Annotated in this window: 19 protein-coding genes and 4 tRNA genes; 11 read left to right on the top strand and 12 right to left on the bottom strand. The window is 60.8% G+C overall.

Annotated features, from left to right (window positions below; genetic code table 11):
- Positions 1-39: 39 nt before the first annotated feature.
- The 5 genes from ACW5XD_RS09790 to rsgA are packed head-to-tail and all read right to left on the bottom strand — an operon-like array spanning position 40 to position 2,894.
- A complete protein-coding gene (locus ACW5XD_RS09790) occupies positions 40-438 on the bottom strand; it encodes a hypothetical protein (RefSeq protein ID WP_456494738.1) in 399 nt (132 codons plus the stop codon).
- A gap of 2 nt (positions 439-440) precedes the next feature.
- Positions 441-704, bottom strand: a complete 264-nt coding sequence (locus ACW5XD_RS09795) for a DUF2960 domain-containing protein (protein WP_043556263.1) — start codon at positions 702-704, stop codon at positions 441-443.
- Positions 705-708: 4 nt separating this feature from the next.
- The gene (locus ACW5XD_RS09800; protein WP_456494739.1) at positions 709-960 is read right to left on the bottom strand and encodes a VF530 family protein; all 252 of its coding nucleotides are present in this window, start codon (positions 958-960) and stop codon (positions 709-711) included.
- Positions 957-1,829, bottom strand: a complete 873-nt coding sequence (gene asd / locus ACW5XD_RS09805) for an archaetidylserine decarboxylase (RefSeq protein WP_456494740.1) — start codon at positions 1,827-1,829, stop codon at positions 957-959. Before asd ends, ACW5XD_RS09800 begins: the two co-directional genes overlap by 4 nt.
- Positions 1,830-1,859: 30 nt before the next feature.
- Positions 1,860-2,894, bottom strand: a complete 1,035-nt coding sequence (rsgA, locus tag ACW5XD_RS09810) for a small ribosomal subunit biogenesis GTPase RsgA (protein ID WP_456494741.1) — start codon at positions 2,892-2,894, stop codon at positions 1,860-1,862.
- Between the two features lie 91 nt (positions 2,895-2,985).
- On the opposite strand from rsgA, the gene orn reads away from it, so the two are divergent.
- The 5 genes from orn to ACW5XD_RS09835 all read left to right on the top strand — a co-directional run bounded on the left by orn (position 2,986) and on the right by ACW5XD_RS09835 (position 4,120).
- Entirely contained in the window at positions 2,986-3,531 is a 546-nt protein-coding gene (orn, locus tag ACW5XD_RS09815; protein ID WP_456494742.1) for an oligoribonuclease, read from the top strand.
- A 189-nt stretch (positions 3,532-3,720) separates the two neighbouring features.
- Positions 3,721-3,796 (top strand) — tRNA-Gly (locus tag ACW5XD_RS09820).
- 36 nt (positions 3,797-3,832) lie between these two features.
- Positions 3,833-3,908, top strand: a tRNA-Gly gene (locus ACW5XD_RS09825).
- A 35-nt stretch (positions 3,909-3,943) separates the two neighbouring features.
- Positions 3,944-4,019 (top strand) — tRNA-Gly (locus tag ACW5XD_RS09830).
- 25 nt (positions 4,020-4,044) lie between these two features.
- Positions 4,045-4,120, top strand: a tRNA-Gly gene (locus ACW5XD_RS09835).
- 447 nt (positions 4,121-4,567) lie between these two features.
- Here ACW5XD_RS09835 and ACW5XD_RS09840 read toward each other — a convergent pair.
- From ACW5XD_RS09840 to ettA, 4 genes are all read right to left on the bottom strand, one after another.
- Positions 4,568-4,777, bottom strand: coding sequence for a cold-shock protein (locus tag ACW5XD_RS09840; protein ID WP_005327092.1), 210 nt, complete (start codon positions 4,775-4,777; stop codon positions 4,568-4,570).
- Between the two features lie 461 nt (positions 4,778-5,238).
- On the bottom strand, positions 5,239-6,582 hold the full coding sequence (locus ACW5XD_RS09845) for an NCS2 family permease (protein ID WP_456494743.1): 1,344 nt from the start codon (positions 6,580-6,582) through the stop codon (positions 5,239-5,241).
- A gap of 271 nt (positions 6,583-6,853) precedes the next feature.
- On the bottom strand, positions 6,854-7,189 hold the full coding sequence (locus tag ACW5XD_RS09850) for a hypothetical protein (RefSeq protein ID WP_456494744.1): 336 nt from the start codon (positions 7,187-7,189) through the stop codon (positions 6,854-6,856).
- A gap of 94 nt (positions 7,190-7,283) precedes the next feature.
- Complete coding sequence (gene ettA / locus ACW5XD_RS09855) at positions 7,284-8,951, bottom strand: energy-dependent translational throttle protein EttA (protein WP_098980637.1); 1,668 nt, start codon at positions 8,949-8,951, stop codon at positions 7,284-7,286.
- A gap of 242 nt (positions 8,952-9,193) precedes the next feature.
- Between ettA and ACW5XD_RS09860 the strand changes: the two genes are divergently transcribed.
- Together ACW5XD_RS09860 and ACW5XD_RS09865 are read left to right on the top strand one after the other, a co-directional pair.
- Positions 9,194-9,769 carry a Crp/Fnr family transcriptional regulator gene (locus ACW5XD_RS09860; protein WP_456494745.1) on the top strand — a complete coding sequence of 192 codons (576 nt, stop codon included), beginning with the start codon at positions 9,194-9,196 and terminating at the stop codon, positions 9,767-9,769.
- 57 nt (positions 9,770-9,826) lie between these two features.
- A complete protein-coding gene (locus ACW5XD_RS09865) occupies positions 9,827-10,333 on the top strand; it encodes a YgjV family protein (RefSeq protein WP_456494746.1) in 507 nt (168 codons plus the stop codon).
- A gap of 128 nt (positions 10,334-10,461) precedes the next feature.
- Here ACW5XD_RS09865 and ACW5XD_RS09870 read toward each other — a convergent pair whose 3' ends face one another.
- The 3 genes from ACW5XD_RS09870 to ACW5XD_RS09880 all read right to left on the bottom strand — a co-directional run bounded on the left by ACW5XD_RS09870 (position 10,462) and on the right by ACW5XD_RS09880 (position 12,759).
- Positions 10,462-11,316: a transglycosylase SLT domain-containing protein gene (locus ACW5XD_RS09870; RefSeq protein ID WP_456494747.1), complete on the bottom strand. Its 855-nt coding sequence runs from the start codon at positions 11,314-11,316 to the stop codon at positions 10,462-10,464.
- Positions 11,317-11,468: 152 nt separating this feature from the next.
- On the bottom strand, positions 11,469-11,657 hold the full coding sequence (locus tag ACW5XD_RS09875) for a hypothetical protein (RefSeq protein WP_456494748.1): 189 nt from the start codon (positions 11,655-11,657) through the stop codon (positions 11,469-11,471).
- Positions 11,658-11,820: 163 nt separating this feature from the next.
- On the bottom strand, positions 11,821-12,759 hold the full coding sequence (locus tag ACW5XD_RS09880; protein WP_456494749.1) for a LysR family transcriptional regulator: 939 nt from the start codon (positions 12,757-12,759) through the stop codon (positions 11,821-11,823).
- Between the two features lie 330 nt (positions 12,760-13,089).
- Between ACW5XD_RS09880 and xapA the strand changes: the two genes are divergently transcribed.
- From xapA to ACW5XD_RS09900, 4 genes are all read left to right on the top strand, one after another.
- A complete protein-coding gene (gene xapA / locus ACW5XD_RS09885; RefSeq protein ID WP_456494750.1) occupies positions 13,090-13,917 on the top strand; it encodes a xanthosine phosphorylase in 828 nt (275 codons plus the stop codon).
- Positions 13,918-13,941: 24 nt separating this feature from the next.
- Positions 13,942-15,201 (top strand): NupC/NupG family nucleoside CNT transporter, encoded by a 1,260-nt coding sequence (locus tag ACW5XD_RS09890; protein WP_456494751.1) that lies wholly within the window; start codon positions 13,942-13,944, stop codon positions 15,199-15,201.
- A 71-nt stretch (positions 15,202-15,272) separates the two neighbouring features.
- Positions 15,273-16,064: a deoxyribose-phosphate aldolase gene (gene deoC / locus ACW5XD_RS09895; RefSeq protein WP_456494752.1), complete on the top strand. Its 792-nt coding sequence runs from the start codon at positions 15,273-15,275 to the stop codon at positions 16,062-16,064.
- A 59-nt stretch (positions 16,065-16,123) separates the two neighbouring features.
- Positions 16,124-17,038: a DMT family transporter gene (locus tag ACW5XD_RS09900; RefSeq protein ID WP_456494753.1), complete on the top strand. Its 915-nt coding sequence runs from the start codon at positions 16,124-16,126 to the stop codon at positions 17,036-17,038.
- Position 17,039: the final 1 nt, after the last annotated feature.

A 17,039-nucleotide genomic window follows, 5' to 3' on the forward strand; every position in this document is an offset into this window, starting at 1 on the left:
CGGCAGGAACTGGGGCGTTGTGATGACATGGGCTGGCAATCAGAGGGCGCTGTCGCCGTGAAACAGTGCCTGCTCGCCGGATTTGAGCAGATAACCCTTCCAGGGGAAGAGCTGATAGGGGCCGCCCTGCCAGGACCAGTTGCCTTCGTCCCCTTGCCGGATCAGGCGGGTCTGTTCACCGCTTGGCAGGGTCAGTTCGGCCTGACTCTGGTCTGCGTTGAACAGCACGAAGGCGCTGCCGGTTTCGTTCACATCGAGGGATTGCAGCCGCACCGCCTGTTCGAACAGGCGTACGCACTGGTTGGTCAACGCAGACCATTGATAACCGGCGCTGGCACGACAGCCGTGGATATCCTGATCATTGCCGACCATGTGCTGGGTCGGGGTACTGCAGGCCGCCAGCAGCAGGGAGGAGGCCATCAGAGTCAGAGTGCGCATGCTTACTCCTGTTTGTCTTCGAGATTGTCCCGTTCGATGACGATGTTGGAGAAACCCAGCTCCTTGAAGTAGTTCTCCTGGTAATCCTTCACGCTCTTCTTGTCGCGGCGGCAGACCTGCGCCAGCTGGGCCTCCATGGCGTGGAAGCTGGCGAGATCCAGCCCTTCGGCGGCGGCAATGGCGTCGTAGATGCTGCGGAACTTGTCGTTCGCGTAGCCGAGCTCTTTGGTCTGCTTCTTGTAGGTGTAGGTAATCTTGAACGCCATGGCGTTATTCCTTTGATTTGGCTTGCTTGCGCTGGACATAGAGATAGAGGCTTTCGACCTTCTCCCGGGCCCAGGGAGTCTTGCGCAAGAACTTCAGACTGGACTTGATGCTGGGAGCGTCGGTGAAGCAGCGGATGTTGATCTGCTGTCCCAGCTCTTCCCAGCCATAGTGCTCGACCAGGGCGGTGACGATCGCCTCCAGGGTCAGCCCGTGCAGCGGGTTCTTTGGTTGCGAGGCGCCTGGTTGGTCACTCATGCCTTGGCCGCCAAGGTGGCAAAGGGTTGACCCATGCGGGTGGTGACGCCGTTGGCCAGATGCGGCTCGAAGCCGGCCAGCATGCCAGGTCCGAACAGGCAGACCACGGTACTGCCGAGCTTGAACAGGCCCATCTCTGCCCCTTTTTGCAATGTGATGGCCTCATCGCCGCTGTAATCCCAGCGCATCACCTCTTTCTGCTTGGTCGGCGCTATATTGCCGGCCCAGATGGTCTCGATACTCGCGACGATAGTGGCGCCAACCAGCACCAGCGCCATGGGACCATGGGGGGTGCGGAAGGTGGCGACCACCCGCTCGTTGCGGGCGAACAGGTTCGGCACCTTCTCGGCGGTGAGCGGGTTGACGGAGAAGAGATCCCCCGGCACGAACACCATGCTTTCCAGCACGCCGTCCAGCGGCATGTGGATGCGGTGGTAATCCTTGGGTGCCAGGTAGATGGTGGCAAAGTCGCCATCCTTGAACGGCGCCACCAGATCCTCATAGCCACCCAGCAGTTCACGGGCGCTGTAGTCGTGGCCCTTGGCCTGGATGATGCGACCCTGATGGATGGGGCCGAGCTGGCTGACGGTGCCGTCCACCGGCAGGGCCAGAGTCATGGCATCCTCTACCAGCGGACGTATCCCCGGCTTGAGCTCACGGGTGAAGAACTGGTTGAAGCTCTTGTAGTGGGCCGGACTCTCGTGCAGCGCCTCGCTCATGTCGACGCCGTACTGCTTGATAAACGCCTCTATCACCCTGGTGGTGAGGTTGCCGGCTTCGGCAGCCGCCAGCTTGCCCACCAGACGGGAGAGGGCGTGTTTGGGCAGACAGTATTGACCGGCAATTTTCAGGTTGTCAGTGATGCTCATGATCTTCATCGAAATAATAAGTTGAATGGGTCACAGTCGGGCCTGTTGCCGACCGTGGCGGGCTTCCTGCATGGTTTCCAGGATGCGGTGATAGTTGTGGAAGCGATCGGCGCTGATGTCGCCACGGTCGACCGCCGCACGCAGGGCGCAGCCGGGATCGTCCTTGTGGGTGCAGTCGCGGAATCGGCAACCACCCAGATAGTCGCGGAACTCGATGAAGCACCAGGTGATGCGATCGGCTTCCAGATGCCAGAGGGCGAACTCGCGGATCCCGGGGGAGTCGATGAGATCGCCACCGCTCGGGAAGTGATAGAGCCGCGCCGTGGTAGTGGTGTGCGTACCTAGCCCCGAGTTTTCGGAGATCTCGCCGGTCAGCACATCCAGCCCCGGCATCAGGGCGTTGGTGAGCGACGATTTGCCCACTCCGGACTGGCCGACGAAGATGCTGATCTTGCCTTCGAACTGGGCCTTGAGTTCATCCAGTCCTTCGCCGCTCTCGCAACTGACCAGGATCACCTGGTAGCCCAGCTTGCGATAGGGGTCGAGCTGGCTATCGATGCGGGCACGGGCCGCGGCATCGAGCATGTCGACCTTGTTCAGCACGATGAGCGGCTGGATCTCCACATCCTCGGCGGCCACCAGATAGCGGTCGACGATATTGGTGGAGAACTCGGGCATCACCGCCGAGACGATGATGATCTGGTCTATGTTGGCGGCGATGGGTTTGACCCCGTCGTAGAAGTCCGGCCGGGTCAGCACCGAGTGGCGCGGGTGTACCGCCTCTATGACCCCTGCGGTCGCGGCATTGAGGCCGGGACGCCAGACCACCTTGTCGCCGCACACCAGGCTGCTGATGCTGCTGCGACGCAGGTTGCTGCGGTGGATGGTGCCATCGATGGCTTCCACGTCCGCATGCTGACCGAAGCGGCTTATCACCACCCCTTCGATGGCCGGGCCAAACAGGGTGTCATCCACGACAGTCGTGTGATCTTTTTGCAGCCGCCGCTCGCGGTTGGCCTGGACGCGCCTTTGTTGACCCAGATTGAGTTTTGCTTTCTTTGCCACTCGATTCGCCAGTTTATGAACAGATCCAAAGCCAGTATGATACATGCAAATTGGCAAAATTCCGCCATTCCTCCCAATAGAGAGAGCAATCATGACAGTCAGCGCGCAGAACCTGGTATGGATCGACATGGAGATGACGGGTCTGGACCCCGAAGAGAACGTGGTACTGGAGATCGCTACCATCGTCACCGACAAGGATCTGAACGTGCTGGCCGAAGGGCCTGTCATCGCCATCCACCAGAGCGATGAAGAACTGGCCAAGATGGACGAGTGGAACGTCAACACCCATACCAAGAGCGGGCTGGTGGCCCGGGTCAAGGCGAGTCAGCACGATGAAGCCCGTGCCGTTGCCGAGACGCTCGCGTTTATCCGCCAGTGGGTGCCGGAGCGCACCAGCCCGCTGTGCGGCAACAGCATAGGCCAGGATCGCCGCTTCATGGTCAAGCACATGGGCGAGCTGGAAGCCTTCTTCCATTACCGCAACGTCGACGTCAGCACCATCAAGGAGCTGGTACGTCGCTGGCAGCCCGAACTGCTGGATCAGTTCAGCAAGAGTGGCTCCCATCAGGCGCTGGACGACATCCGCGAATCCATCGCCGAGCTGCGCTTCTATCGCAGCCATGTCTTCAAGATCTGAGTGCCAGGCAAGGGGTTGCCATCAATTGGTTACTAAAATCGACAGTTCGGCCAGCTTTTGAGCGAACGCGCGCAACCAGACGAAAAAGCCCTTGCAATTGGAAAGACTGCTCTTATAATTCGGCTCCCGTGCAGTAGCGCAAGCAACCAAATGCTGCACGATTAGTTTTGATGCCATTTTATGGTGTGTGCGGGAATAGCTCAGTTGGTAGAGCACGACCTTGCCAAGGTCGGGGTCGCGAGTTCGAGTCTCGTTTCCCGCTCCAAATTGTGATGATGAAACTGGTTCAATCCAGCCCGATGCGGGAATAGCTCAGTTGGTAGAGCACGACCTTGCCAAGGTCGGGGTCGCGAGTTCGAGTCTCGTTTCCCGCTCCAATCATCCTCACCAGCGCAAAACGACCATTTATGTTGCGGGAATAGCTCAGTTGGTAGAGCACGACCTTGCCAAGGTCGGGGTCGCGAGTTCGAGTCTCGTTTCCCGCTCCAAAAAATTTGAAAGTGACATTCTGTTGCGGGAATAGCTCAGTTGGTAGAGCACGACCTTGCCAAGGTCGGGGTCGCGAGTTCGAGTCTCGTTTCCCGCTCCAATCTCTCTCCTCGAAGTACACCAATCCAATATTTCAACACACTCACTGCCATATCCAGTTGGTAGAGCATGATCCGCGCCTTGCCAAGGTTGGGGTCGCGAGTTCGAGTCTTGTTTCCCGCTCCAATCCTTCTTGTCTCATCAGTTTTTTTCCTGTCACCCGTATCGGGCTGCGATGCATTCGCATATCCGCTGTTTGGCGCGTTTCTCTTGGTCTGCACGGTCCGTGGTCTGCTCCCATATCATCATGCTCCCTACTCACCTGTGAGCGGCATCTGCCGTCATGCGCCGGTGATATCAGCCGTGTGGATTAGCAGCAAAGGAGAGGCGAAACAAGGCGGTCAGACCGGGCAGGAGAGACTTGATAACCGGTGGCGTTGTGGGGCAGGGAATGGCAGGCAAAAAAATAGGAGGAGCACGTCTCCTCCTACAGGCTCACTGGCGTGGCTTAGAGCAGGGTAACGTTCTCAGCCTGAGGGCCTTTTTTGCCCTGGGTCACAGTGAACTGGACTTTTTGACCTTCAGCCAGGGTTTTGAAGCCTGTGCTCTGGATGGAGGAGAAGTGAACGAAAACGTCCGGTCCCTGGGATTGCTCGATAAAGCCAAAACCCTTGGTTTCATTGAACCATTTTACTTGGCCGGTGCGAATGTCAGACATGTGGTAAGTCCTATCTATAACAAAATGAAACTAAGCCTTGTTGGGCAGCATTTGCCTAGAAATCAGGGGTTGAAGCATGACTGACCACGTCAATTTGTCCCAGTAGCATGTAGAACAATCCCTGTCTAAAGCACAAACGATTGTACGTGAGCGCGATCCCTTGTCAATTTGGCGCTTTTCATTTTTTGAGCAAGCTAAAAATATTGTGAAGTCAGCGGCTTATTTCACTGCGTCGGGTTAAAAATATGATGCTCCCATTATGTGGTACGTAAGGGGGCCACTGCGCCTTATGCAAGCAATGTTGAAGCTGGGTGTTTTTGTTGCGGAAGACGATACAGACGCAGAGTGACCAAAGCATCAATGGCTTTGGCATTTCAAGATGTGCTTTCAACACATGGTGGGGACTGCGCCATAAAAAAATGCCCGTCGATGACGGGCATTTTTGTGTGCGAAAGTGAGGCTTAGTGGCTGTCGACCCAGACGAACTTGAGCACGAACAACAGGGCGACCACCAGCACGCAGGGGTTGATCTCGCGCCAGCGGCCTGTGCCTGCCTTCATCACGCAGTAAGAGATAAAGCCGACGGCGATCCCCTCGGTGATGGAGAAGCTGAATGGCATCATGACGGCTGTCATGAAGGCCGGTACCGCTTCGGTCAAGTCTTCCCACTTCACCCGGGTCAGCTCGGAGCACATCAGCACACCCACGTAGATGAGGGCACCGGCGGCGGCATAGGCCGGTACCATGGCGGCGACGGGGGAGAAGAAGATGGCCAGCAGGAACAGGATGCCCGCAATGATGGCGGTCAGGCCGGTGCGGCCGCCGACGGCGACGCCAGAGCTGCTCTCGATGAAGGCGGTAACAGAGGAGGTGCCCATGAAGGCGCCGCCGACCGAGCTGACGCTATCCACCAGCAGTGCCTGCTTCATGCGCGGAAAGTGGCCGCGATCATCGGCCAGCTTGGCGCGGTTGGTGACACCGATCAGGGTGCCGGAAGAGTCGAACAGGTTGACCAGCATGAAGGAGAAGATGATCCCCGCCAGGCTGATGTCGAGCGACCCCATCAGATCCAGCTGGCCGAATACCGGCGCTATGCTCGGCGGCATGGAGACGAAGCCCTTGAAGGTGACGTCGCCAAACAGCCAGCCCAGGGTGGTGGTGACCACGATGGCGATCAGCACGGCGGAGTGGACGCCGCGAGCGGAGAAGATGCAGATAAGGAAGAAGCCGAGCAGCCCCAGCAGGCAGGGCAGGGAGGTGAGGTTGCCCACGGTCACCATGGTCGCTGGGCTCGCCACTACTATGCCGGCGTTGTGCAGGCCGAGCAGGGCGATCAACAGGCCGATACCGGCGGTGATGCCGACCCGCAGGGTGAGTGGTATGTTGGCGATCAGCCAGTAGCGCACCCGCAGCAGGGTCAGGATCAACAGACCCAGCGCGCCCCAGAAGATGGTGCCCATGCCGACCTGCCAGGAGTAGCCCATGCCTGCCACCACCACGAAGGCGAAGAAGGCGTTCAGCCCCATGGCGGGGGCCAGGGCGATGGGCAGATTGGCCAGCAGGCCCATCAGGATGCTGCCGATACCGGCGATGAGGCAGGTGGTGACGAACACGGCCTGAGTGTCCATGCCGGCAGCGGAGAGGATCTGCGGGTTGACGAACACGATATAGACCATGGTCAGGAAGGTGGTGATCCCGGCGATGACCTCGGTGCGGGCGGTAGTGCCATGGCCTTGCAGGGCAAACAGGCGCTCAAGCAATCCTTGCCCGGCGGCCTGATTGGCGGCTTGGTGTTGTTGGTTCATGTTGGATTCCAATAGGTGACGTGAAATAAGCAGCAGGGGAACGGGCCATCCCATCCATGCGGGGTAAATAGCCCTGTTTCTGGTGGTTAAACAACCAGACTCATCCTGATACCGTGACAGCGCGCACATTTTTACACAGGCGACGCCGTTTACAAACCCTGGATCTGCGAAGCAGATCAATGAATAGAGCAAAAATTCAAACGTTTGCTTTTTGAGCGATAAAAAAGGTCCTCGATAGAGAACCTTTAGGGTGAAACCTTGAGGATACTGCTCAGAGGGTCTTGAAGTAACGCTCCACCAGCTGGGCCAGCACGGAATCGAGTCTCTCCTGCACCTCTCCCAGCTCTCGCCCGACACGGCGCAGAAACAGGCTGGCCTGCTCCTCGGTCAGTTTGCGTCCCTCGATGAAAAACTCCTGCTCCGGCAACTGCTTGTCGTAGCGCGGGATCAGCACCCAGCTCACCAGGTCAGGATCGATGACAGAGAAAATCTTGGCAGCGGCGACACAGAAGGTCTCGATATGCTCCTTGCCATCCGGCCCGAGGCAGCCGGGTTCTACCCGGATCTGGATGGTGAGTTTCTTCTCTGTGGGGGGCTGGGTCGTCATCTTGCTACATCCATGCATAAGGCATCCGTCTTGGATTGTAAGCCAAAAGGCAAGAGAAAGGGGAGCCTGGGCTCCCCTTGTGACGCTGTCACCCTTATTTGGTGATGCGCTTGTACTTGGCGCGGTGAGGCTGGACTGCCTCGGCGCCGTAGGTCTTCTTCTTCCACTCTTCGTATTCGGTAAAGTTGCCTTCGAAGAAGGCAATATTGCCCTCGTCCTGATAATCCAGGATGTGAGTGGCGATACGGTCGAGGAACCAGCGATCGTGGGAGATGACCATGGCACAGCCCGGGAACTCCAGCAGGGCGTTCTCGAGGGCGCGCAGGGTTTCGATATCCAGATCGTTGGTCGGTTCATCCAGCAGCAGCACGTTGCCGCCGGTCTGCAGCAGCTTGGCCAGATGCAGGCGACCACGTTCACCACCGGACAGTTCACCGACCCGCTTCTGCTGATCGGCGCCCTTGAAGTTGAAGCGGCCGATGTAGGCGCGGCTCGGGAACTCGTAGGTGCCGATGCGCAGTATATCCTGGCCGTCGGCGACCTCTTCGAACACCGTCTTCTTGTCATTCATGCTGTCGCGGAACTGATCCACCGAGGCCAGCACCACGGTATCGCCCAGGGTGATGGTGCCGGAATCCGGCTGCTCCTGACCCGACATCATGCGGAACAGGGTGGACTTACCAGCACCGTTCGGACCTATGATGCCGACAATGGCGCCCTTCGGAATGGCAAACGACAGATCGTCGATCAGCACGCGATCACCGTAGGATTTGCGCAGGTTGGCCACTTCCAGCACCTTGTCGCCGAGGCGGGGTCCGGGCGGAATGAACAGCTCGTTGGTCTCGTTGCGCTTCTGATAGTCGTTGGTGTTGAGCTCTTCGAAGCGAGCCATACGAGCCTTTGATTTGGCCTGACGACCTTTCGGGTTCTGACGAACCCACTCCAGCTCTTTCTCGATGGATTTGCGACGAGCGGCTTCGGAGCTGGCTTCCTGGGCCAGACGGGCATCTTTTTGCTCCAGCCAGGAGGAGTAGTTGCCTTCCCACGGGATACCCTCGCCGCGGTCCAGCTCCAGGATCCAGCCCGCCACGTTGTCGAGGAAGTAGCGGTCGTGGGTGATGGCCACGACTGTGCCTTCGTAGTCGTGCAGGAAGCGCTCCAGCCAGGCCACGGATTCCGCATCCAGGTGGTTGGTCGGTTCGTCCAGCAGCAGCATGTCCGGCTTTTCCAGCAGCAGACGGCAGAGGGCTACGCGGCGGCGCTCACCACCGGAGAGGTGCTGGATCTTGGCGTCCCAGGCCGGCAGACGCAGGGCATCGGCCGCGCGCTCCAGCTGGTTTTCCATGTTGTGGCCACCCTGGGCCTGGATGATGGCTTCCAGCTCGCCCTGTTCGCGGGCAAGTTTGTCAAAATCCGCATCCGGATCGGCGTAGGCCGCATAGACCTCGTCGAGACGGGCCATAGCGCGTTTGACGTCGCCGACCGCCTCTTCCACCGCTTCGCGGACTGTCTGCTCCGGATCCAGCTTCGGCTCCTGGGGCAGGTAGCCGATCTTGATGCCGGGCTGTGGACGGGCTTCCCCTTCGATCTCGGTATCTATGCCCGCCATGATGCGCAGCAGGGTGGACTTACCGGCGCCGTTCAGACCCAGTACGCCTATCTTGGCGCCCGGGAAGAAGCTCAAGGAGATGTTCTTGAGGATATGACGCTTGGGCGGCACTACCTTGCCGACCCGGTTCATGGTGTAAATAAATTGAGCCATTGGCTAATTCTCTTCCTTTTCAGTAGGTTAATGTCTTGGCACTAACGGACTGATGTCGTGGTGGGGCCAGGTCGGCACGCCGCCAACCCGGTTCCAAAAAACCTGTCGATTGTAAACCAATGGACAGGGGTGGGCAAAGGTGGCGCCCGGTTGGCGTCCCCCTTTGCCGAGGTGGTCACGTCTTGCTGCATCAGCCGTGCAATCTTGGCATCATGTGGGCTTCTTTTTGTCCCGGAGTTGTCATGACCGCATCCCCCCAGACACCCTCGCTGGCCACCTTTCTCAGCGCAATGGGATTGGACTCTACGACGAGTGACGCCCTTTGCCAGCGCTTGCCACGGTTGACCCTGAGCGCCGGTCAAGTTTTGCTGGCGCAAGGGGCACAGCAGGAGGCCGCGTTTTATGTCGAACAGGGCATAGCTCGCGCCTGTCACTACACTCGGGACGGGCAGGAGCGCTGCAAGGAGTTTTATTTTGAAGGGGAGTTCTGTCTGCTCTATGACAGCTGGCTGAGTGGCGCACCTGCTCGCTACCAGCTGGAGGCACTCACGGCCTTGCTGGTGGTGCGTGTGCCGCTTGCCCTGCTGGATGAGCCGGCATTTCAACCCCTCTGTCTGGCCCTTTTGCGCCAGCAACTGGGCTACAAGGAACGCAAGGAGGCTTTCCTGCTGCTCCACTCTCCCGAGGAGCGCTATCGGGAGCTTTGTCACATCTTCCCCCACTGGCCGGCGCGGCTCACTCAGGTACAGCTCGCCAACTACATCGGCATCAGCCCGGTCACTTTGTCACGGATCCGTCGGCGCATTAACAGAGGTTAATGCCGCTCCCTTGTCATCCCCTCATGCTGCACCATTCGAAGGTGGTTGGAAGGATGGATGATGTCGCTGTTTTTGTGGTCGCAACTGGTGGTGAGCCTGGCCTTGTTGCTGGATCTGCTGTCGTTTCAGCTGCGGGATCGCAGGGAAATACTGGCCTGCCTGGCCCTCTCCTGCGCCCTCAACGCCGGCCATTTCGCGCTGCTGGGGCAGGGGGCGGCCGCCAGCCTCTTGCTGCTGGCCAGCGTGCGTTTTCTGGTCAGCATACTGGCCACGCGGCGAGCGCTGATGTGGCTCTTTATGGGGCTGGCCTGCGCTGCCGTACTGGCAACCTATCAGGGGCCGCTGGCGCTGCTCGGCCTGTTGGGCAGCCTGCTGCAAACCCGGGCCGCCTTCTGCCTAGATGATCGCCTGCTGCGGCGCTGGATGCTGCTTGGCACCCTCTGCTGGCTGGCCAACAACCTGCTGGTGGGGTCACCGGTGGCGGCACTGATGGAGGGGCTCTTCATGGTCAGCAATCTGGTGGGCTACTACCGCCATTACGGGCGCAAAGAGTGTGTTGGCTAGTCCCAAGCTGGTCCATGTTGCCACTTTGCTGGTTGGCCCGATCAGGAACCTGATGAGGGGGCGGGATGTTGCGGATGGATCTGGGGGGCAGGCACAAAGGCCGCCATGGTGGCGGCCTCTTTGGCGCATCAGGGTTGCTTGTGGCCCGCGAAGTAGAGGACTCGCCGCACATATTGCTGGGTCTCTTGATAAGGGGGTATGCCCCCGTATTGCTCCACCGATTTCTCGCCGGCGTTGTAGGCCGCCGACATCAGGGTCCAGTTGCCGTCGAAGTGGGTGTGCAGCCACTTGAGGTAGGCCACCCCGCCCTTGATGTTTTGCTCGGGGTCGAAGGGGCGAGTGACGCCGAAGCGCTGCTGGGTCTCGGGGATGAGCTGCATCAGCCCCTGGGCGTTCTTGGGGGAGACGGCGCGGCTGTTGAGATTGGATTCGGCGATGGCGATGGCCAGCACCAGCCGCTCGTCGATGCTGTGATGCTTGGCGGCACTGCGCAGCATGATGATCAGCTTCTGCTTGGCCGGCGACTGGCGGGCCAGATAGGCATCCAGATTGAAGGGGGTATTGGGGATCTCGGCGAAGTAGCCACCATCCCCGCCGACTCGGGCGCCACACTGATCCCCCATGACGGCATTGCCAATGCGGGCGTTGTAGTAGCGACTGGCCTGCTGGTTGCCAAGACGCATGGCCATGGCGAGGTAGGCGTTGGCCATCCTGGGGTTGCGCACCGATCCCGGGCCTGTGGCGAGCAGACGGCCGATGCGGAAGTAACCTTCCGGGTTGCCCGTCGTGGCGGCGGCGCAGTAGAAGTGGATGGCCTGGGTCAGGTTGCCCTGACGCTGTGCCACCTGGCCTTTTTTCAGTGCGCTGAGCGCCTGGGGCGCCTGTCTGAAGTCCCTGCTTTGCGCCGCTGCCTGCACGGTGCCGGCCAGTAACAGCGATAAAAAAAGCAGCAAAAACAGCCTGTTTTCGCTGAAGCTCGACATGAATTCTCTCCTGTTGGGGTACAGAAGATATAGGGGAACATGGCCCGTTCCGCCATTAATCCAGTGGATCCTGTTGTTATGGTTCCACTCATCCAGAGATCAAATCGGTATGGAACTACTGGAGTTGAGCTGTCGGTTCGAGCTGGCGGCGTTCAGGCGTCGAGATGATACGCCTGCTCATCTTCCCCGGTGGTGGGGAGCTGGCGATACATCAGACAGATTTCACTCGCTACCCAGGCCGAGAGCAGGGTCAACAGGCTGATCAGGGGCAGCAGGGTATGGCTCTGTTGCAATGCATAGGCAGCGAGGGCGGCGCCCAGCAACAGCAGGGTTCGGATCATGAGGGGACTCCTTCTCATCATGGTGAGCCTGGGTGGCGCAGGTATATTCCCGTGTGGCTCCAAGCCTGGCCAGTATATCCCAGCCGGGGTGCAGCAATCGCCAGCCGGCTCACATCTCCCCATCCTAAGGGGGCGGGCGGCGGAGTGCCATCTGATTAACTCATCACTCATCGGGCGGCAGGTTCATCTGCGCGCTCATGGTATCGATGAAGTGGCGGATCACGGGCGATGCGCTCTGCTCGGCACTGTGCGGGGCATAGAGCACGCAGAGATCGGCCGGGATGGCCTGCTCCAGCCGGATGAAACGCACATGGGGCCACTTCTGGCGGCCGTAGCTGGCCGGGGCGAGCGCAATCTGCCGGCTGGTGGCCACCACAGCCATCAGGGTATTGGGTTCGACCACCTCCTGACTGAGCTGGGGGTAGAAGCCCTCTACCAGGCAGGAGTTGATGATGAGATCGGTGGAGGCCGAGTTGGCACGGCTCATCAACACGAAGCGCTCGCCCGCCAGCTCGGAGAGGGAGACCCGCTTGCGATCTCGCAGTGGATGCTCGTCCGATACCGCCAGCACCATGGGTTCGCGATAGATGCTCTCGGCCCGCAGCGGATGGATGTTGAAGGTGTCGGCGAAGCGGGCGAGACCGAGATCTATCTCCTTGCTGGCCAGCGCCTGCTTCTGCTTCTCCGGCGACAGCTCGGTGAAGGAGATCTCGAACTCGGGATGGATCCTGTGACACTGACGGATCACCTCGCCAAAGCCCGCCCAGAAGATGGAGCTGACCAGCCCGATGCGGATCTGGTTGCGCTCCATCCGTCCCGCCTGCACCACCTTGTTGAGGCCGCTCTCCAGCATGTCAAACAGCAAAGCACACTCATCCAGCAGCAGACGGCCTGTGGCGGTGAGGCTCACCTGGCGAGTGTGGCGTTCGAACAGGGCCAGCCCCAGCACGCTCTCCAGCTCCTTGATCTGGGCGCTGAGCGGAGACTTTGAAACATTGAGTTGCTCGGCGGCCCGGCTGAAGTGGCCGTGGCTGGCCACCACATGGAAGTAACGCAGCATCTTGAGGGTGACGCGATCGCGCCAGTGACTGTCGAGGGCCAAGCGACCTCCTTCGGTGGTTGATTGAGGGCCTGGTGCGATCCCCGTCAAAGATTGCGCATCGGGTTGTGCGGGCAGCGGGGCCGGTGCTTGGCGCCTGGTTGATCCGGCTCACACTCTTGCTAGCGCTTTTCTGCGGCAAGCGCGCCGACGGGTTGACAATAAGGGCCAATCAGCGCCGTTTCTGCGCGTTTGGGCACCCTCTGCCTGCTATCGCCCGTCTGATTGTGCTGAAAAACGGGATAGTTAGGCCGATTTTAGCGATTTTTATCGCCGAATACCTCCCCTAGAGTGAGCCCATCTTCTCATTTACAGCCTCAAGAGGTGCAGCTCATGCAACAAGATCCGGTACTCAACGCCGTCGCCACCATTCTCGCCCGCAAGCCGGGTTTTGCCCCCCGCGCCGCCATGATCCTGGGCTCCGGCCTCGGCGTGCTGGCCGACGGGCTGGAGGAGAAGGTCACCATCCCCTACGAGGAGCTGGACGGCTTCCCGGTCAGCACGGTGGCTGGCCACAGCTGCGAGCTGGTGCTTGGCAAGCTGCACGGGGTGGACGTGGTCTGCATGAAGGGGCGTGGCCACTACTACGAACACGAAACTATGAAGGTGATGACCACGCCTGTGCGTACCTTCCAGCACCTGGGCTGCGAGCTGCTGCTGGTGACCAACGCCGCAGGATCGCTGCGTCCGGAGCGGATCGGGGTCGGCTCCCTGGTCATCTTCAACGATCACATCAACACCATGCCGGGCACCCCCATGACGGGCGCCAACGACGAGGCCTACGGCCCGCGCTTCTTCAGCCTGGCCAATGCCTATGACAAGGAGCTGAGGGGCGAGGCGCTGGCGCTGGCCGAGCGCGAGGGGATCGCCGTCAATCAGGGGGTGTTCGTCTCCTACAGCGGCCCCTGCTTCGAGACAGCCGCCGAGATCCGCATGATGCAGATCATCGGCGGCGACGTGGTGGGCATGTCGGTGGTGCCCGAGGTGGTCAGTGCCGCCCACTGTGGTCTGCCGGTGCTGGCCATCTGCGCCATCACCAACATGGCGGAGGGGCTCGGCGACGTGCAGCTCTCCCACGAGCAGACCCTCAAGTGCGCCAAGCTTGCGGAAGCGGACTTCATCCGCCTCATCAACGCCTTCATCCAGCACCACTTCCAGTAAGCAGGAACGACCAGGAGGTCACCTATGTTTGCAGCAGGATTTCTCGGCATGGCGGCGCTGATCCTCATCGCCATTCTCACCTCGACCAACCGCAGGGCCATTCGCCTGCGCACAGTGGGGCTGGCGCTGGCCTTGCAGGTGGCCATCGGTGCCCTGGTGCTCTATGTGCCGCTGGGGCGACGGGCGCTGGAGGGCATGGCCCACGGGGTCGACGCCGTGCTGGCAAGCGGCAAGGCGGGTATCCACTTCCTGTTTGGCAACCTGGTCAACTTCTCGGTGGACGGCATTGGCTTCGTGTTTGCCCTCAACGTGTTGCCGTTGGTGGTCTTCTTCTCGGCGCTGATCGCCGTGCTCTACTACCTCGGCATCATGCAGCTGGTGATCCGCTTCATCGGCGGCGCCATGGCGCGGCTGCTCGGCACCTCCCAGACCGAATCCATGTCGGCGGTGGCCAACGTCTTCGTCGGTCAGAGCGAGGCGCCGCTGGTGGTCAAGCCCTACATGCCGAAGATGAGCGATTCCGAGTTCTTCGCCGTCATGTGCGGCGGCATGGCCTCGGTCTCCGGCACAGTGCTGGCTGGCTACGCCATGATGGGAGTGGACATGCAGTACCTGCTGGCGGCCTCCTTCATGGCGGCCCCCGGCGGGATCCTGTTTGCCAAGCTGATCATCCCCGAGACCAGTCAACCGGACTATGCCTTCGACCACAGCATCCAGTTTGATGGCAAGAAGCCGGAGAACGTGCTGGCAGCAGCCGGAGAGGGCGCCAGCAGCGGCCTCAAGCTGGCGGCGGCCATCGGCGCCATGCTGATCGCCATGATCGGGCTGGTGACCCTGATCAACACCTTGCTGGGCGGGGTCGGGGACATGATGGGCATGTCGCTTTCGCTTGAGATCATCCTGGGCTGGATCTTCTCGCCGCTCGCCTTCCTGCTCGGGGTGCCGGTGGCGGACATCGGCATCGCCGGCGCCATGATCGGCAAGAAGCTGGTGGTGAACGAGTTCGTGGCCTACAGCGATCTTGCCCCCTACCTGAAGGACGCCAGCACTGTGACGGCGGCCGGTCTGCAGGTGCTTGAGGAGAAGTCCAAGGTGATCATCAGTTTCGCCCTCTGCGGTTTCGCCAACCTGGCCTCCATGGGGATCCTGATCGGGGGCCTCGGCACCCTCTGCCCGTCCCGTACCGATTTCATCGCCCGTCACGGTCTGCGCACCGTGCTGGCAGCCACCTGTTCCAACCTGATGAGCGCCGCCATCGCCGGGGTCTTCTTCTCCCTGGTATGAGTGAGCCCCGGCCGTACGGGGCGCTGCGGCGCCCCTTTTCATCACCCATTATCGCAATTCGGAGCCTTCTCATGACCTCTTCCATTCCTCTCGATCTGACTCGGGCCGCCGTTCGCGCCATCGGACTGATGGATCTCACCAGCCTCGACCCGGATGACAACGACGAGCGTATCGTTGCGCTCTGCCAGCAGGCGCAGACCCCCTTTGGCAACACGGCTGCCGTCTGCATCTATCCCCGTTTCGTGGCGCTGGCCAAGCAAACCCTGGCGGCCCAGGGTTCCCCGCAAATCAAGGTGGCCACCGTGGTCAACTTCCCCCATGGCGACGATGAGCTCGAGGCCGTGCTGGCCGATACCCGTGCGGCCCTCATCGACGGCGCCGACGAGATTGATCTGGTGATCCCCTGGCGTGCGCTGCAGGCGGGGGACGAGACACGTGCCCGGGCGCTGGTGCGCGGTTGCAAGGCTCTGTGCGGGGCGCGGGTGCTCAAGGTGATCATCGAATCAGGCGAGTTGAAAGACCCGGCCCTGATCCGCACGGCTTCCCGGCTCGCCATCGAGGAGGGGGCCGACTTCATCAAGACTTCTACCGGCAAGGTGCCGGTCAATGCCACGCCTGAAGCCAGTCGCATCATGCTGGCGACCATCGTCGAGCTGGGGGTACAGGAGTATGTGGGGTTCAAGGCGGCGGGCGGGGTGAGAAGTGCCCGGGAGGCGGCAGACTATCTGGCCATGGCGGCCGGATGCTGTGGCGAAGCCTGGCTTGATGCCGACCATTTTCGCTTCGGCGCCTCCAGTCTGCTCGGCCAGTTGCTGGCGACCCTGGACGGCGAGAGCCCGGCCGCTGTTGGCCGCGGTTACTGAACGACAACTCCCGGCCATACCGGCGTCCTGCAGGGCTCCCGTCATTACAGGTGTATTGCATGTCCCATCCCCGTTTTCATTTCATTCATGCCCACGGCAAGGTGCTGCTGTTCACCCTGCTCATCAGCCTGTCGTTTCCCATTGGCAGCGCGCTCACCGCCGTGCTGGATCCCCTGGTGGTCACCTGGGTGCGCTACCTGCTGGCGGCGCTCACTTTCGTGACACTGCTGGCTTGCCAGCGCCGTCTCGCGCTGCCTTCACTGCGGGATCTGGGGCGCTATACCCTCATCTCGCTGCCAGCGCTCTGCTACTTCGTCGCCATGTTCGTAGCGCTGCAGGAGACCAGCGCCCTCGATGCCAGCGCGCTCTACACCACGGTACCGCTCATCAGCGCCCTGGCCAGCATGCTGATCTTCCAGCGTCGCATTGGCTGGTCGATGGCGTTTGCTTTGCTGGGAGGCATGGTGGCCGCCGCCCTCATCATCTTTCGAGGGGAACTGGGACAGGTGGCCAGCCTGAGCCTCACCCCCAGCAATCGCATCTATCTGCTCGGTTGTGTGGCCATGGCTCTCAATCCCATCCTGATCAAGCGCTACTACCGGGGGGAGTCGTTCGTCCATCTCACCTGCTGGACCCTGATCTGCGCCACCCTGCTGCTTACCCTGGTGACGGCGCCCCGGTTGCTGGCGACCGACTGGGGCCAGGTGTCGCTGCCGCTCTGGTTCGGGATGGGCTATCTGGCGCTGTTTGCCACCGCGCTCAGCTTCTTTCTGTTCCAGCAGGGCAGCGTGGTACTGCAGCCGGAGCAGGTTTCGGCCTACACCTATCTGATCCCCGTGCTGGTGCTGCTTTTCAGCAGCCTGACGGGGGAGCTGGTGGCCTGGCATCAGGTGGGCTGGGGCGTGCTCGGGGTGATGCTGACCATGGTGGTGATGGTGCGAGGATCGGTCAGGGTGCGCTCCGGCAGGCCCTGAG

It is taken from the genome of Aeromonas enterica (genome assembly GCF_054052465.1).

What these genes read in the sequence shown, in the direction of transcription:
- asd (WP_456494740.1), bottom strand. Translation starts at nt 1,829, where the DNA reads ATGAGCATCACTGACAACCTGAAAATTGCCGGTCAATACTGTCTGCCC.
- ettA (WP_098980637.1), bottom strand. Translation starts at nt 8,951, where the DNA reads ATGGCTCAATTTATTTACACCATGAACCGGGTCGGCAAGGTAGTGCCG.
- ACW5XD_RS09875 (WP_456494748.1), bottom strand. Translation starts at nt 11,657, where the DNA reads ATGATCCGAACCCTGCTGTTGCTGGGCGCCGCCCTCGCTGCCTATGCA.
- ACW5XD_RS09865 (WP_456494746.1), top strand. Translation starts at nt 9,827, where the DNA reads ATGATGTCGCTGTTTTTGTGGTCGCAACTGGTGGTGAGCCTGGCCTTG.
- ACW5XD_RS09890 (WP_456494751.1), top strand. Translation starts at nt 13,942, where the DNA reads ATGTTTGCAGCAGGATTTCTCGGCATGGCGGCGCTGATCCTCATCGCC.
- ACW5XD_RS09870 (WP_456494747.1), bottom strand. Translation starts at nt 11,316, where the DNA reads ATGTCGAGCTTCAGCGAAAACAGGCTGTTTTTGCTGCTTTTTTTATCG.
- ACW5XD_RS09790 (WP_456494738.1), bottom strand. Translation starts at nt 438, where the DNA reads ATGCGCACTCTGACTCTGATGGCCTCCTCCCTGCTGCTGGCGGCCTGC.
- ACW5XD_RS09860 (WP_456494745.1), top strand. Translation starts at nt 9,194, where the DNA reads ATGACCGCATCCCCCCAGACACCCTCGCTGGCCACCTTTCTCAGCGCA.
- ACW5XD_RS09840 (WP_005327092.1), bottom strand. Translation starts at nt 4,777, where the DNA reads ATGTCTGACATTCGCACCGGCCAAGTAAAATGGTTCAATGAAACCAAG.
- xapA (WP_456494750.1), top strand. Translation starts at nt 13,090, where the DNA reads ATGCAACAAGATCCGGTACTCAACGCCGTCGCCACCATTCTCGCCCGC.
- ACW5XD_RS09850 (WP_456494744.1), bottom strand. Translation starts at nt 7,189, where the DNA reads ATGACGACCCAGCCCCCCACAGAGAAGAAACTCACCATCCAGATCCGG.
- ACW5XD_RS09795 (WP_043556263.1), bottom strand. Translation starts at nt 704, where the DNA reads ATGGCGTTCAAGATTACCTACACCTACAAGAAGCAGACCAAAGAGCTC.
- ACW5XD_RS09800 (WP_456494739.1), bottom strand. Translation starts at nt 960, where the DNA reads ATGAGTGACCAACCAGGCGCCTCGCAACCAAAGAACCCGCTGCACGGG.
- ACW5XD_RS09845 (WP_456494743.1), bottom strand. Translation starts at nt 6,582, where the DNA reads ATGAACCAACAACACCAAGCCGCCAATCAGGCCGCCGGGCAAGGATTG.
- deoC (WP_456494752.1), top strand. Translation starts at nt 15,273, where the DNA reads ATGACCTCTTCCATTCCTCTCGATCTGACTCGGGCCGCCGTTCGCGCC.
- orn (WP_456494742.1), top strand. Translation starts at nt 2,986, where the DNA reads ATGACAGTCAGCGCGCAGAACCTGGTATGGATCGACATGGAGATGACG.
- ACW5XD_RS09900 (WP_456494753.1), top strand. Translation starts at nt 16,124, where the DNA reads ATGTCCCATCCCCGTTTTCATTTCATTCATGCCCACGGCAAGGTGCTG.